Origin of the sequence: Flavobacterium frigidarium DSM 17623, assembly GCF_000425505.1 — a bacterium.
Classification (GTDB): Bacteria; Bacteroidota; Bacteroidia; order Flavobacteriales; family Flavobacteriaceae; genus Flavobacterium; species Flavobacterium frigidarium.
The window spans coordinates 239164-255452 of the sequence record NZ_KE384392.1 but is presented as its reverse complement, the minus strand read 5'-3'; the positions used below and the strand labels follow the sequence as shown (position 1 = coordinate 255452).

Genomic DNA, 16289 nt, shown 5'->3' with positions numbered 1-16289 from the left:
TTATGAAAAATGTGTCAGTTGGAATTTGTCTTTAATTAGGTCTTCTAGCTTTCGCATCGGCGCTAAAGCATTCTTTAATTTGTCTCTATCTATCTTAGATAATTCCTCTAAATTAACAAATTGTCCCGAATTATCATTTTTTATTCCCTCTAAAGTTCTAATTTTCGAAAGTACTAAAAACGCTTCAGCACATTCTAAATAGGTTTCAGCATGCTTGGGATCTACCATGGCCAACTGTTTAAAACGGATGTAAGTGTTGTTGATTCCTTTTACTTTAAAGCTCAAAGTAAACAAACGCGCACCATCAATTAATGGCATTAAAGCTTTTGTTTTTATGTCGAATTTATCTTTATGCGATCCTTCTTCTTCAACATTGAAATTTTTGAAAAACGTTAAAGGTGAATTTTTGCGCAATGCATCATTTCCTAAAAAATCAAAGAATAAAGTATTGTTTTCCATATTTTGAAAAACAGTGCTGCTAATGGCATCTTCAATTTTTTGTTCGCCATAAACTAATTCATAGTCAAAAAAGATGCTGCTTAAATCACCGCTATGTTCGCCAGGAGTATTAATCCAGTTGTTGTACTGTTTCATCCAGTCAGTGAGTGATTTACACCACAAAATATTCTTAGCCATGTGACCATTAGGACAAGCTTCGTAACCTACACCTTCTAACAAATCAGTTGTTTTGCTAGCGAGATTCAAGAAGTAATCTTTCACCTCTCGATACTTTTCAGGAGTGACATCCTCAAATATTAAGATACTGTCTTGATCTGTAGGTAGTAATTGTTCCTTACGACCCTGGCTACCAATGCTTAACCACGCAAAACGAGCAGGAGGGGAGCCCAATTCTAAAATGGACAGTTCGATAGCACGTTTTAATAAAGCAAAAGTGATTTCGCTAGCAATGTTGTTCACATGCGTTAGCGGAATGTTCTTTTGGATCGAATTCTGAACCAAATCAGCTAGTCTAAAACGTATTTGTTTTAAATCGTTTACATTGTGAGCACGTTTAATTTCTTTAACTAAAACACCTGGATTGTTTGCTTGAGCGACAACCAAATCATGTTCTGAAATTACACCTTTAACAGCAGATTTATCAGAACCATCTTGAGTTACACACAAATGCGAAACGTTATTCTTGAGCATTAATAGTTGTGCTTCGGCTAGAGAAACGTTTTCTAAAACCGTGATCACCGGATACACCATAATTTTATCTATGGTAGTCGTTACGGGAAATCTTCCGGTGGCAATTTTAGACGACATATCGCTATCCGTAACGATCCCAAGCGGAATTTTGTTACTGCATATCACGGCACAAGTATTTTTAGATTCCGCCATTAACTGCGCTGTTTCTTGAACAGTATCAGAATGGGAAACCGTGATAGGATTGTTATTATACGACAAGGTTTGGAAATACTGCATTTCAGATGTTTGTCCCGTATAAAAAACAGAATCTGAAATCTGATTGTTGTGCAAACTTTCTTTGTCTTTAGAATTTCGCGTGTTAACAGCAAAATTCTCCAACAGAAAATTAAGCACGTCGGTATTGTTAGCTACAAAAGGTCTGAATACAGCGATAGGTATGGCATATAAAATACTTTCTTCACGCGCTTTTGCAGTCATTGTATAATTATTCTTGGCAAAAAATGGGCGTAAACCAAAAATGGCACCTTCATGACATTTGTTCAAAATATTTTCTTCGGCATCTACGATAACCGTTAAGTTGACCAAACCAGATGCGACAACGTAAAAGACATCGTGCAAAGGACCATCAACTTTAAACAAGGTTTTGTTGACCTCTAAATTTAATACTCGAATATTTGTGGCAATTGCAGCTAACTCATCAAAACTTAAATATTTAAATGGTGCATATTCCTTAAGAAAGTCGGCAATGTTATTTGCAATTGTATTCATACTTGAAATTATTTAGTGAAACAAAATTAATAAAATATATATGGAATAGAACGCATATTGCATTCTATAATTATAAAATGATTGTAAAGAAATTTAATGTGTTGGCTTTTGTTAGCAAATTATGATTTTTTTCGGGAAATAGTACTGTTGGAGCCTAAGTCGTGTTACTAATTATAAACAGCAAATCAATTGATTATAAGTTAGCATAGAGTAGTTTTACATTTTCTATTTTACATAATATAAATTATAGTTCATTTGTATGCTGTAAGAAAGTAGGGGTTTTGCAGCTTTAATTTATGTCTTGAATCGTTTATTAGATTGTACTGTATGTTGCCAAAGGTTTTAAGAATATTGAAATGATAAAATTATGGTTTAAGATAGTTCTAGTAATCTCTGGAATTTATAAAGTGTTTGGTTAAAATATAAAGTTTGAAATATTTAGTTCGAATTTTAAAAAGAGAATCATTTAGTAAATTCATTTTTTTAAAATTAGTATTGTTCGAAAGCTATTAAAATTGACAAACAAGATTACAGATTTACTTTTCTTGAATTTCTTTCAATCGAAATCCTAATTTTCTATAGTATGTAAAGAATTTAATTTTAAGATTTTATTCTAAAATTAAGTAAATAAAATTGATAAAAATAAGGAGTAGAAATATTTCAACAACTCCCCTGCGCCTTTTTGAAAACTTAGATTCACATAGTATTCTAGGTTTTTGAATGTTAAATAATCATTTTTATTTTTTGTAAGATAAATTTTCTATATTTGAAATTGAAATGTAGTTTCGCTAATACAGCTGATTTAGGTTGGTTTGCGAAGGTTTGTATAGCTTATTTAAGAGTTGCCAGTAATATGAAAAAAACAATATTTTTAGTGCTTTGTATATTTTCGTTTTTTAAAACGATTGCCTGCGATTGTGAAAGTCCAAAACCAATTGTTGAATTTATATCTTCAAAATATGTTTTTGAAGGTAAAGTAATTTCTAAAGTTTATGCAAAAGATTCTCTGACTTTTACTGTAACTTTTGATATTACAAAACACTATAAAAAAAGTGACTATCCAAAAACATTAGAATTTAAGTTTAAGTCTGAAGCAAAATATACTGGTGAATGGACATCTTGTGACTGGTATATAAATAAGAACGAAAAATGGCTTGTGTATGCTTATCATTGGAAAGACAAATTGTCTTTTGGTTACTATTGTTCTAACTCAAAACCTATTGATAATGGAGCTATTTGCATAAGTGAGCAAAAAGTATTAAATAATGCAAATAACTTTAAAATTGATAAATACACATTCACAAACTTGGAAGGTCATTTTACCAATGCAAAACCAAAAGCCGATTTAGACTCTATATTAAGGATTTATAGGGATAAAAATTATGGAGAAGAATACGAAGAAAATAGAGTCGATATTGTAGTTGACATTGACAAAAATGGAAATCTAATTTCTGCGAATTTAAGTTCTAAAGAACATGAGAGGACTGAAAACAATGAAATCGTTGATTCAATTTACAATCTTAATAAACCGAAAAATATTGAGATCAGAAAACCTAAAACAAATTTTGAAAAAGATATTTTAGCGATTATTAAAAAATTGAATGTTTGGGAGAAAACTTATATAAACGGAACCAAAACGTCTGTAAGAATTAGAAAATTTTTACAGTTTTATAAAGTACCAAATAAAATTAAAGTTTATTATTAAAAATACTACTGGCAACAATGTATAAAAATAATAGCGGTTTAATCGCTAAAACGAAAGTAAGTAAATTTAAAAGAGGCCTGTGTTTAACCGAAAGTTTAGGCTTTTTTTATCCGCCACATCGCTAAGTGGCATAACGTTAGGCACAATTTACCGCAACACACAGAAGAATGGGACATATTATAAGTAATATTCATATTAAGAATTTTAAATCAATAAAAAATCAAGAATTTGAACTTTCAAACTTTACTCCACTTGTAGGCTACAACAATGCGGGAAAATCTAACATATTAGAAGCTATAAAATGGGTTTTGAGGAAAAGCTCGTTAAGCACTTCTTGTTTTAACGACATCACTCAACCGATAACGATGATAGCTAAAATTGAAGGAATAACTATTGATATTCTAGATAATATTGAGCAAACTCACCGCGCAAGAATTGAACCATTCCTCCAAAATGAAATTCTGACAATAAAAAGAATTCAAGAAACTCCAGGACAAGGTGTTGCTCAAATTAAGTTAATGGTGCTTGATCCAAATGATGGAATTACTTGGCAGAATAATCCAGCTGGAATAGACAATGCGATAAAAGATTTATTTCCTGAACCAATTCACATAGGTGCTATGGAAAATTCCGAAGAAGATATTTCACGTTCTAGCACAACTTCAACTATCGGTAAATTACTCGCTGAAATTATTGGACCAATTGAATTGCAGTATGGGGAACAAGTAAATGCAGCTTTGGGAGGATTAAAACAAATTTTAGATGCAGAAGGAATTCATCGTGCCCCTGAACTAGTGAGTTTTGATCAAGAAATTAATGGTAAATTAGATGCTTTTTTTCCTGATATTACGGTAAAAGTTCATATACCAACACCCGAATTAAAAGAGGTATTTAGAAAAGGAACCATAAAAGTTTATGAAAACCTACTTCCTAATCCGAAAGACGTAAGTTCACTTGGTCACGGTGCACAAAGATCAATCCAAATGACATTAATCAGACATCTGGCAAACTTAAAATTACTTGCCCAGCAAAACAGAACAACAACTTTGCTTTTAATTGATGAACCAGAACTTTATCTTCATCCTCAAGCAATTGAAATATTAAGAAAATCACTTAATATTTTATCAACTCAAGGTTATCAAGTGATTTTCTCAACTCATTCACCTTTTATGATTACTCAAAAAGACGTAGGAAATACTGTACTAGTCAGGAAAAATAGTTTATTAGGTACATTTAAAAGAACTACATTAAAATCTGCAGTGCCAACAGTTGAACAAATTGCACAGCATCAATTAACTTTGATGTATTCATTAAGTAATTCTAGTAACATACTTTTTTCAGAAAAAGTAATTTTAGTAGAAGGAAAAACAGAAAATAAATTATTGCCCTTAATTATTGAGAAAGTTTCTGGCAGAACTATTTTGCATCATAAAACAGCACTTGTAAAGCTTGATGGTTCAAGTAACATAAAAAAATCAATGCAAGTACTATCTACAATGGATTTACCTACAAAATCTATTGCCGATTTAGACTTTGCTTTAAAAAATGGAATATCTGAAGGATATTTACAAGTTGAAGATACTGATATCACAGCTTGTTTAACTGAAATTGGAAATATTGCGTTAGCAAATAATATTTTTATTGGAACTGATGGTTGGCCAGCTAAATCTAGTAACTCAATTTCAGCAGCCGAAGGATTTACAATTTTAGCACAAAGTCCGATTGTAACTCAAAATATAGAAAACATATTTACTAAAATGCAAGTTCAAAACATTTGGATTTGGAAATATGGAACAATAGAAAATCATCTAAACCTTACAGGCAAAAATGAAATGGTCTGGGCAAATTTCACAAATACTTTAGAACAAACAACTTTACAAAATATGCTTCCCAATCATTTTCAAGAAATAGAAAATTGCATAAATTGGCTATTGAATTAAATAAAATCACTATGCCCAACCGCTGTTTTGGTATAGCTGGAATTTAGTGAAATTACCATTTCGCATTAACTTTTCGTTCTACCGAAAGTACTCGTTTTCAAAAGTCCACAATCATCTCAAAGTAGCATAACATTGTGTGTAAGTAAAATCAAAATGGCGAAAAAAAAAAGCCAAAAAAAATCTAAATTTGGAAATGAAAAAATTAGTTTTAATATTTACTTTTTTAATTTTTAGTTGTTCAACAACTAAATTAAGTAAAACTGAATCTGAAAATCTGAAAGCAGAATTTACAGAAATGCATAAAATCGACCAAATTGCTGCTGCTCCAAAACCAAATGGTGACTTCATAAATTACCCAAATGAAAACTGGGAGAAATTTAAAGATAGTGTCTTCACAAAAAACAAAAACAGAACCGAAAGTTTATTCAAAAAATAAGGATATTTAGGGATTAATGAATTGGGAGAAAGTGGAAGCAATGATTTTTGGCTATCTGTTCAACATAGTGACAAGTTTCCTGAATTTCAAAGGAAAATATTGAAATCGATGAAAAAAGCAGTTAAAAGAGGAAATGCAAATCCGAATAATTACGCATATTTAATGGATCGAGTTAATTCAAATAATGGCGAAAAACAAATGTTTGGAACTCAAGTTGATTACAGAATGAACGGACAAGCAAAACCCAAAAATGGTTTAATTGACAGTTTAAATGTTGACAAACGACGAAGCGAATATGGTTTAAAACCGTTAAAAGATTATTTAAACCAAATGACCCAAATGCATTTTGAAATGAATGAAGATCACTTTGCTAAAAAAGGGATTATAAAGCCAAATTTATATAATTAGAATAAAACCCAAAATAACCAGCACACAACAGCTAGTAAGCAATAGCTGGGAATCTGGCTTAATGAGATGCATAACGGTAGCACCAAACGTATGACAACAAAACGACACATAAAACTCGTACGACAAACAGCATTAATTTCATTCTTGCTTGGGACAGGCATTTTCGGACTCTACTTCCTGACCTCTTCGTTTGAATTACTTTTCATTGGTTACGGTTTTATTGGATTGGCAGGTTTGCTAAATGCTGGTGTTTTAATTTCAATTTTAGTAAAAGCTAAAAACGACAAAGACAATAGAATAAAATTATTTACGACTTGCGGACTTATGTTGCTTAATATTCCGGTAATGCTTTTTTACTGTTGGATAGTTATAATTTTGCTCAACACAATGAGAATTACTTTTACAAACTCGACACAAACAACTTTGACAAACATAAATATCGTTGGTTGTGGCGGTGAACATATTGACAAATTAGAAAGTGGAGAAAGTGAAACGGTTTGGATTGACATAACTGGTGACTGTTCAATAAACATTGACTATTTATCTGACGGACAAAAGAAAGATGAAACTGTTGCGGGCTATTTGACGAGCAGTATGGGAAAGAAAATGAAACATAATATTGGCGGACAAAACGAAGAGCAATTTTGATAACAGCACGACAAATAACCACGGTCGGCACAACGCCAGGGTACTAACAAGCGTTTTGTGCCATTTACGAATCTAGATAATAATATAAAAAAGCATTACTAAAAGCCATTTTGAGCTAGCTGGAGTTTAGAGGAATTATCGTTTCACATCAAGTTTTTATTAAGCGGAAAATTAAGAAGTTACGAACTTCCATAATGCACAATCATTTAGAATAATTAAGGTAGTGAAGTCAAAAATAAATAGCTAAATTTGATTTGGCAACTAGTGTTCGTTGCGGCTAAAAGCTTAGGGAACAGTTAGACATAATTTCGAAAATTACTATTATTTTAAATGCATGTATTATGATAAAGTTTTGGTTGATTGCTATAGTTACTTTTGTTGTTTCAACATTCATATTGTCGAAATTAACATTGAAATCCAACAGAGATAATGCTGGTGAACGTATTTGGAGATTCGGTAACGGAAGGTCTGTTTATTGGCGTGTTCTTACACTGTGCAGTTTTGGAATAACCGCTGTAATAATGCTTACAATGCATTGGATAGGAATTCCTATTGTTTAAAAAATTGTAGCTAATTGCAATTCATTTAAATATCTCACCAATCAAAAAAGAATTAGTATGAAAAATTTAATTTGTATGATGACTTTATTTTCTTCCCTACCTCCACTCCTACTTTTTGATTTTACTAAAAAATCTAACATTCAAGATTGGCGAGTGGTAGATGATGTTGTCATGGGAGGAATATCTTCGGGTAATTTCAGTTTAAATTCGGATGGTTTTGCTGTGTTTGAAGGCGCTATTTCTTTGGAAAACAATGGAGGCTTTTCATCTGTTCGGTATCGCTTTCCAAAGGTTAAAACAGAAGGATACAGCAGCATAGTCATTAAACTTCGAGCTGATGGTAAACAGTATCAATTTAGGATAAAAACAAACTCGGCGGACTCTCATTCCTTCATTGCACCTTTTTCAACTTCGGGAGAATGGCAGGAAATAACAATTCAGCTCAAAAACATGTATCCTGCATTTAGAGGTAGAACACTAGAACAACGGAACTTTTCGGATCCATATTTTGAAGAAATAGCTTTTTTAATTGGCAACAAGAAAAATGAAAAATTCAAACTCATTATTGATCGAATTGAATTGAGATAAAAGAGCAGTCCTCAAAAAAATGATTAAAAATTTTTGATCGTTTTATAACATAAATCAAGTTGCAAATAGTACAATATCTTCTGTACGAAACCAGACATGACTACACTCGCTTAGTAAAACTTGCAAGTTAATTAGTAAGTAAAACGGCCTCTTCTACTTGCAACTGCACCATATCTATGATGCGATTATTATCAATTGGTTTTAAAATGGACAACTCTGTGCATGCCAGGATTACAGGGAATTTTTCAGTGTATTTATCTAGCATCTTATGATAACTAACTATTAAATCTGGAGTTTCAGTTTTGGCGTAGACTTGCTTTCGAACAGTATCAATAAATAAACGGTCTTCTTTTGATGGGATTTCGACAATAATACCCCTGTTTTCTAAGTAAGAGCTAACATAATTAGATTCCATAGTATGTAGCGAACCAAATAAAAATACTGTGCTCCACTCCTGCTCTATTATTTTTTTAGTAGTTAAAACTAAAGGATGCAGTAGCTTTTTACGAATTTTTAATCTATCGATTGTTTCGTGCAATGTGATATTAGGAATTAGAATCGCAATTATTTCTAGTTTCTCGAGTCTGGTTACATATTCTGTTACAAAAGCATCTAATTCATTCGAAGGATTGGGTAAAAGGGAATTGATGGCATCAAAATTTGCATTGATCATCACAAAAGGAAATGTACTGTAGCCGCCCATTTTTTTATTGTAAAGTCGGTTTAACTGCTCAATGTAATACAAGGTGCTACGACTGCCCAATCCTAATAATCCAATACTTTTTTTACTCATCTCTTATTTTATTTACTTTTTAAGTCTAATATAATTTTTATACTTGCTATTGATTAATATCAAAGAAGCCTTTAATTTCTTCAACCGTTTTTCGTGCTGTTTTACCTACTCCATAGATTGTAGCCGAAGCAAAACCGGTCCAGTTCCCGTAACCAACGAGCCATAAATTTGGTAGCACAGATGATTGTGTGCTTTCTGGATTGGTTTTTATTTGGTTGTCATTGATAATTGCAAGAGATTTTAAATGATCTAAGTTGGCTTTAAATCCAGTGCACCAAATGACTGCATCAAATGGCTCCTTATCCCCATTATCCCAAATTACTCCTTTTTCATAAAAGGACTTGAAGGGTCTTACTGCATGTAACACATCTCTTTCTCTAGCCTCCTTTATTGTTTGTACCATAACAATACTAGACAGTGTGATTTTTTCGGAAGCAACGTTATTTGTTTTACCAAAATAAGTATTGTTTGCTTCTTCAAATAAATAGCGACCATCAATATCGTCAGCTAGAAAATGTGGCTCTTGTAATGTGACCCATTTTGTAAACGCGTGCTTTGATACTTCTGCGAGTATTTGTGCTCCTGAATTTCCGCTACCTACAACAAGGACTCTTTGATTTTTGAAAATATCTGGACTACGGTAAGCGTGAGAATGGATTTGCTTTCCCATATATTTCTCGTTATCAGGATACGCTGGTATAAAAGGATTTCTTGCGGTACCAGTTGCACTTACCACTGTTTTTGAATAGAAAGTTCCCTTTGAAGTATCTATTTTAAAAATAGTGCCTTCTTTGACAACACTATCAACTACAGTATCTCTTTGAATAGGGAAATTGTATCTATTTTCATACCGTGTAAGATAATCGATAAACGTTGTTTTACTTGGATATTCTTCCTCACTTTGTGGCATTGCCCAACCAGATAACGAACTGTAAGCAGCAGGAGAAAATAATTTTAAACTATCCCAGGTTTGTAACCAAGAACCTCCAGGCTTTGATTGATTATCGAGGATAAGATATTCTAAATTGGTTCTTCGTAAAAAGTAAGCCACAGATACTCCTGCTTGCCCTCCTCCAATTATTATGACATCATATTGTTTCATATTATCCACCTATTTTTTAATAGTATCTTTTCTTGGTTTCCCATCGCACTATATTTAGTACAAGGTAAATAATTTAACTCATGTTTTGGTTCGAATACTAAAAGGAATGACATCCCACTTCTTTCTTTAATGATTTAGACACTTACAAAGAATCATCTATTAATTTTTCTAAATCGTTTTAAACGAAAGTAGCGCTCCAAAAAAGCAAATTAAGGCCAAATAAAACCTTGATAAAATAAGTCATAAGTCAAAATTAAAAGAATTTGAAAAAACTGTATTTACTTTAATATGTAAAGCATTAGAGCATTGTTCGAAAAAAAAATAATATTTCAAATTCAAACATAGCGCAGATCATAAAACAAATTGACTCTATCTGTTTATTTTCGAAAATATAAAAGCATTTGAAAAATTGCAATAATTTCATTTCGATTAAATTGGACAAAAAAAAGCCGCTTTGCAGCGACTTTTCTATATTAAGACAGAAACCATTTAAGTCTAGTTTAAGACCGTAATAGCTCTAAGAAATTGTTGTCATTTTATTTAATGATAATTCAGCTAGACTTTCTTGAACTGCTTTTTTAAATCCTACGTAATGTGGCGTTTCAGCATGTAAAGTAAGCGCCTCTGCATCTTTCCAATTTTCATACATTATAAAAGTATTGGCATCTTCGTTGTCTTGAAGGCAGTTATAGTTTACACAACCAGCTTCTGTACGGCTTCCAGTAACTAATTTTAGTAATTCCTCTTTAACGAATGCTCTATTTTCTTCTTTGGCTACAATTTTAGCCACAACTGTTATTGTACTCATGATTTGTTTGTTTTATTATACCAAAATTACAGCTTTCAGATGGCTTTACTACCTATTTTAACGTTCTCTTCTCAGTTAAATAGTGATAAAAACATTGGTGGTTTTATTTACAAGTAATTGCTATTACTTAAATTTCAATAGAATCAAAAAGTTAGCATTTTCTTTAGGTATCAATTCTTTAAAGCTTCCACTAAATAATTAGGAAAGAAAGAAACAGTTTATTTGAATTCCTTTCTACCTCTTATGACATCTTCAAAGGTGCAGCATTTTACAAATTCTTGTTCGCCATCAATTAACATGGGTAAAAATATGGTATCGACTTCTGATAAATCTTCTTTTAAATAGAAAGCAATATCATCAAAATTATAGAACCATTCTTTGTCAAATTGCACTTTGTTAATCGTGGCATCTTTTAAAATATTCTTTTCGAGTAGCGGCTTCATGGCAACATTTAATAATTAATAGGATAAAAAAAAGCAAAGGTACACTTAAAAGATAGCGTAGCAAATACCCTATTATTAAATATAGTCAAAGTAATCCTATAACATTTGTTATTAAGCTAACTTTATTATATCGCAATTAACATCAATATTTACAACATTGTACTCAAAATTAAAATCGTTGCATTTAATACCTATTTTTATTGAAAATTAAACAAATACTAACCAAAATTATAACCATGAACGGATTTTTTAAAACAATACTTGCTGGCTGGGGAGCCAAAAAATTAGGAGGTGGCTGCTTTGGTACCATTATCCTATTTGTAATTATCTACTGGATATTAGGATACTTTTAAAATAGAAAAAGACCCAATTAGCACGTGCCAATTGGGTCTTTTAAATATTACTTCTTTTTAACATCTTGGAGCATCAGCCCTTTTATATATTTAACTGGTGCACTACCATAGCTTAAGAACTTCTCGTGAAATTCTTTCAAATTAAAAGCATCTTTTTGTTCCTTTTTCAACATTTCTCTAAAAGAATATATCTCTGTGTAACCAGTGAAATAAGAAGATAATTGCACTTGTGATAAGGTCACTCTTTTCCATTTCCCTTCTGCTTCTGCTTGTTGCTGGAACGCTTCTACCATTAATAGATGCATCGCAGCTTCAAGAGACATCTCTTTAGTATGCACGCTATAATCTAAAATCATATTACAAGTAGTTCTTAAATTCCACTTATAATACATTAGCCACATCTCGTCAGAATTTTTATAGCCACTTTCTAGCATCATCAACTCGGTATAAACAGCCCAACCTTCGATCATCGCTCCGTTTCCTAAAATTGATTTAATAATACTTGGTGATTGGTTGCTATAAACTAACTGCGTATAATGTCCAGGAATGGCTTCATGAATATTTAAGATTTGTAGAATATAATCATTGTACTCTCTTAAATAACTTTCTGAAGTTTCTTTATCCCAACCAGCCATGCTCCCTACATTATAATAGGTATTTGCATTTTTATCGTAAGGTCCAGGAGCCGAAATTGAAGCACCGGCAACACCCGCCATATAACTAGGTTCTTTTCTAACCACTAATGGTTTTGAAGGATCTATATACAGTAAATCTTTCTCCTTAACATAAGCGACCAATTCTGGGATTTGCTTCTCGATTTCTGATTGAAATTTAGCTGGAGTCGTATGTTGCAAAGAAATCTTATCAATAACTGATCGTATTAAAGTCAAGCTATCCGTAGGTTTCACTGTTTTCTTATTGTATTTCTCCCAAAGGCGATCTGCAATCACAAACATTTTTTGATGCAGCTCCGCCTTGTGCGTCATTGCAATTTTAAAAATAGAATCAACTTCTAAACTTGACTGTATGTCTAAGTCAAACTTTTTAGCATACAAATCAGTTCCTAGTCTAAAAGAGCGCGGCGTTGTATTATCTAATTCTTTCAGCCATTTAGCATACTCTTTTACGGCAGCAATGGCGAGTTTGGCTCTTTCTTTGATTTGGTTTTTCTCAGCAGTCTTTAATTTGCTTTTGCTTAAAGCGCTATTTAAATCTTTTTCGAAAACAGAAATTCCACCTAAATTTTGAGCAATCGCTAGATCGGTATGTTCGATTGTTGGGTTCTTGATATTATTCTTGGCTGCTTCATAATATGCTGGTACATTTTTAAGTTTGATATTAAAATGATGCAGTCGCACGTCTAGCGAATCGTAATTACCGTTTAGAATTTCAGCAAAAGAGCCACAAACATTATATTGCGAAGGATCCCACTCTGCTGATTTTAACTTGTCGATATTAAAAATCGTGCTCTGTAGTTGATTTTGAATAAGATGTAAATCGGTTTTATTATTATTCGAAAGCTGTTCTAAAGGATAAGCACGAAGGGAGTCCAGTTGTACGTGGGCAAAATCCAATTGTAATTTTGTGTAAGCAGAATCAGCGACATTTAATATACTGTCTCCTTTGTGATACCCTTGACTAGAAGCCCAATCAGGATAAACATCCCATAAATTAGTGATGAAATGTTCTTTATATTTCTCGAATTTAGAATCTATAGTTTCAGTTTTTTTAGGATCTTCCTTCTTTTTACAAGAAGCTAAGGCACCCAAAATAAAAAGCGATACTAGAATTTTTTTCATGTTGGTAAGGTTTAAAGAAATAAAGATAGAAAAAATTGGCGGGCCTACACTATAAATTGAGTAGCCTTTGTAAAAGCAAACATCCCTTTACAAGTGAAACTCATAAAAGGATGCTGTGTACTTGCTAACTTTTAATATTCTAATAGCGCCAATAGTTCTTTTTCAAATCGGCCTTTAGGTAAATATTGATCTTCTAAAGCCTTGGTAAATGGAATAGGTGAATCGAGACTCCCCACCCGTTTTACTGGAGCATCTAGATATTTAAAACATTCCTCCATTATCAATGCCGATATATCACTAGCAATACCGCCAAATAATGAATCTTCCTGATAAATTATGACCCTTCCCGTTTTCTTAACTGACTTGTAAATAGCTTCGGTATCTAGAGGTTGTAATGTTCGCAAGTCTAATAAGTCAGCAGAAATACTTGGGTTTTTATCTAAGGTTTCTAATGCCCAATGCACTGCCGCTCCAAAAGCGATAATGGTCACATCGTTACCTTCTTTCAATAAGGCAGCTTTGCCTAATGGTAAAGTATAATAATTTGTAGGCACCTCTTGATAAATAGAGCGATATAATTGTTTGTGTTCAAAAAAAAGTACAGGATTAGGATCATTTATCGATTCATTCAAGAGTCCTTTTGCATCATAAGGAAAGGCGGGATACACCACTTTAAGTCCGGGAGTTTTTGTAAACCAAGCCTCATTTGTTTGCGAATGAAAAGGTCCAGCTTGTGTGCCACCGCCGCACGGCATTCGTACCACAACATCTGCTTTTTCTAACCAGCGATAGTGCGATTTAGCGAGTAAATTTACAATAGGATTAAATCCTGTAGATACAAAATCAGCAAATTGCATTTCGACAATTGCCTTGTGTCCGTTAATTGATAACCCCATGGCAGCTGATACTACAGCGCTCTCACAAATAGGTGTATTGATTACTCTTTGTTTACCAAAGTGTGATACAAATCCATCTGTTATTTTGAACGCTCCACCATATTCAGCGATGTCTTGTCCCATAATAACCAAATTATTATGGCGTTCCATTGACTCTCGTAAACTATTAGAAATGGCATCTATAAATCGAATCTTTTCTTTTTCCTGAGATGGACTAACCTCTTTATATCCAAATGGTTTATACACATCATTCAACTCTTCACTCAAAGAAGCTTGTATCTCAGGTTCAGCATTGGCTATAGCTAGACCTTCATCAATTTCCTTTTTAATTTCTGTGCGTAATTTATCGTCAAATTCCTCCGTTAAAATTTTATCAGCTTTTAGAAATTGTCGGTAATTTTCGACTGGGTCTTTAACTGCCCATCCATCCATTAATTCTTGCGGAACGTATTTTGTACCACTCGCCTCCTCATGACCACGCATTCTAAAAGTTTTAAATTCGAGTAAAATTGGTCGCGGATTAGTTTCCATAGATTTCTTTAGATTCGAAATCAAATTGTAAACTTCTAATATGTTATTTCCATCCACGATATGACTTTCCATGCCATAACCAATGCCTTTATCAGCTAGATTTTCACAACGATACTGCTCGTTTGTAGGAGTCGAAAGTCCGTAACCATTATTTTCGATAACAAATAAAACTGGTAATTCCCAAACTGATGCAATATTCAATGCCTCATGAAAATCTCCTTCAGAGGTAGCACCTTCACCAGTAAATACGGCAGTTACTTTGCCATTCTTTTTTAATTTATTTGCAAGAGCTATCCCATCTGCGACTCCTAGTTGCGGGCCTAGATGCGAGATCATTCCGATAATTTTATATTGCTGTGTGCCAAAATGAAAACTTCGATCACGACCCTTTGTGAAACCACTTGCCTTGCCTTGCCATTGTGAGAATAAACGGTATAATGGTATATTTCGACTAGTAAAAACACCTAGATTGCGATGCATCGGTAAAACATATTCGTCTTGATCTAAAGCAGCTGTAACTCCTACAGCAATTGCTTCTTGACCGATTCCAGAGAACCATTTAGAAACTTTTCCTTGTCTGATTAAAATGAGCATTTTCTCCTCAATTAATCTTGGTTTAAGAATTTTTTTGTACAAATCCAGTAGTACATCGTTAGTTAGATTGGCTCTTTCAAATTTCATTATTAGCTATTTTTGCATCTATCAAATATACAGAAATATAACATTTGCAATTCAAAATGTTATATTATTATTTAATTCTACTATTATCTAATTTAAAAAACTATTTGAGAGCGTCCATTCAATTTTATTAAAATTTTAAGTAGTAAATTGATGTTAAAGTTTTATTTTTGCGGTGGTTCTTAAAATAATGTTAATCACATAAAGTAAATCTTGAGCTATTATGCGACATATTAAAATATTTTATGCAGACGACGACGATGATGATTTAATGTTCTTCAACGAGGCTGTCGAACAAATATCTGAAGCTATTCACTCCCCTATTAGCTTAGATGTTTTTAAAGACGGTGAAAATTTAATTGAAGGTATCAAAAAAAATGAAGAGAATAATTCAGTACTGTTTTTAGACATTAACATGCCCTTGAAATCAGGTTTCCAATTTTTACAGGAAATTAGAAACGATCCTAAATTAGTAGGTTTTCCTGTGGTGATGTATTCTACGAGTTCTGACAATTCAATTATTGAAAAATGTAAAGCCTTAGGAGCAAGTTATTATGCTATAAAACCCTACGATTTTAATGATTTAATAAAATTGATCACTTCATTTGCGGGTATTAATTGGGAAAATCATCATGTAGATTCTAAGAACTTTTTATTTAGATAAACAAACTTAAATACCTACAT

The 16289-nt window shown here is 32.5% G+C and carries 14 protein-coding genes; 7 read left to right on the top strand and 7 right to left on the bottom strand.

The genetic code is table 11. The annotated features are described in order from the left end of the window. Positions 1 to 1917, bottom strand: a complete 1917-nt coding sequence (locus tag H603_RS0113920) for a DUF294 nucleotidyltransferase-like domain-containing protein (protein ID WP_026709187.1) — start codon at positions 1915 to 1917, stop codon at positions 1 to 3. Positions 1918 to 2683: 766 nt separating this feature from the next. Here H603_RS0113920 and H603_RS0113915 point away from each other — a divergent pair. From H603_RS0113915 to H603_RS0113885, 6 genes are all read left to right on the top strand, one after another. Next, a complete protein-coding gene (locus tag H603_RS0113915; RefSeq protein WP_026709186.1) occupies positions 2684 to 3622 on the top strand; it encodes a hypothetical protein in 939 nt (312 codons plus the stop codon). A 167-nt stretch (positions 3623 to 3789) separates the two neighbouring features. After that, entirely contained in the window at positions 3790 to 5562 is a 1773-nt protein-coding gene (locus H603_RS0113910; protein ID WP_026709185.1) for an ATP-dependent nuclease, read from the top strand. A gap of 193 nt (positions 5563 to 5755) precedes the next feature. Further along, positions 5756 to 5998 (top strand): hypothetical protein, encoded by a 243-nt coding sequence (locus H603_RS0113905; RefSeq protein WP_026709184.1) that lies wholly within the window; start codon positions 5756 to 5758, stop codon positions 5996 to 5998. Positions 5999 to 6019: 21 nt separating this feature from the next. Next, positions 6020 to 6406 carry a DUF6624 domain-containing protein gene (locus H603_RS0113900; RefSeq protein WP_026709183.1) on the top strand — a complete coding sequence of 129 codons (387 nt, stop codon included), beginning with the start codon at positions 6020 to 6022 and terminating at the stop codon, positions 6404 to 6406. 90 nt (positions 6407 to 6496) lie between these two features. Further along, on the top strand, positions 6497 to 7054 hold the full coding sequence (locus tag H603_RS0113895; protein WP_157510451.1) for a hypothetical protein: 558 nt from the start codon (positions 6497 to 6499) through the stop codon (positions 7052 to 7054). Between the two features lie 617 nt (positions 7055 to 7671). Beyond that, a complete protein-coding gene (locus H603_RS0113885; protein ID WP_211223778.1) occupies positions 7672 to 8202 on the top strand; it encodes a CIA30 family protein in 531 nt (176 codons plus the stop codon). 127 nt (positions 8203 to 8329) lie between these two features. Here H603_RS0113885 and H603_RS0113880 read toward each other — a convergent pair whose 3' ends face one another. The 6 genes from H603_RS0113880 to H603_RS0113845 form a co-directional block, all read right to left on the bottom strand. Continuing rightward, positions 8330 to 8995 carry an aspartate/glutamate racemase family protein gene (locus tag H603_RS0113880; RefSeq protein ID WP_026709179.1) on the bottom strand — a complete coding sequence of 222 codons (666 nt, stop codon included), beginning with the start codon at positions 8993 to 8995 and terminating at the stop codon, positions 8330 to 8332. A gap of 46 nt (positions 8996 to 9041) precedes the next feature. After that, complete coding sequence (locus H603_RS0113875) at positions 9042 to 10097, bottom strand: ArsO family NAD(P)H-dependent flavin-containing monooxygenase (protein ID WP_026709178.1); 1056 nt, start codon at positions 10095 to 10097, stop codon at positions 9042 to 9044. A gap of 517 nt (positions 10098 to 10614) precedes the next feature. Continuing rightward, on the bottom strand, positions 10615 to 10905 hold the full coding sequence (locus H603_RS0113865; RefSeq protein WP_026709177.1) for a putative quinol monooxygenase: 291 nt from the start codon (positions 10903 to 10905) through the stop codon (positions 10615 to 10617). 218 nt (positions 10906 to 11123) lie between these two features. Next, positions 11124 to 11348, bottom strand: coding sequence for a hypothetical protein (locus tag H603_RS0113860; RefSeq protein ID WP_026709176.1), 225 nt, complete (start codon positions 11346 to 11348; stop codon positions 11124 to 11126). Between the two features lie 400 nt (positions 11349 to 11748). Beyond that, positions 11749 to 13500 carry a DUF885 domain-containing protein gene (locus tag H603_RS0113850; RefSeq protein ID WP_026709174.1) on the bottom strand — a complete coding sequence of 584 codons (1752 nt, stop codon included), beginning with the start codon at positions 13498 to 13500 and terminating at the stop codon, positions 11749 to 11751. 131 nt (positions 13501 to 13631) lie between these two features. Then, complete coding sequence (locus H603_RS0113845; protein WP_026709173.1) at positions 13632 to 15608, bottom strand: alpha-ketoacid dehydrogenase subunit alpha/beta; 1977 nt, start codon at positions 15606 to 15608, stop codon at positions 13632 to 13634. 220 nt (positions 15609 to 15828) lie between these two features. Between H603_RS0113845 and H603_RS0113840 the strand changes: the two genes are divergently transcribed. Next, positions 15829 to 16269: a response regulator gene (locus H603_RS0113840; RefSeq protein WP_026709172.1), complete on the top strand. Its 441-nt coding sequence runs from the start codon at positions 15829 to 15831 to the stop codon at positions 16267 to 16269. Positions 16270 to 16289: the final 20 nt, after the last annotated feature.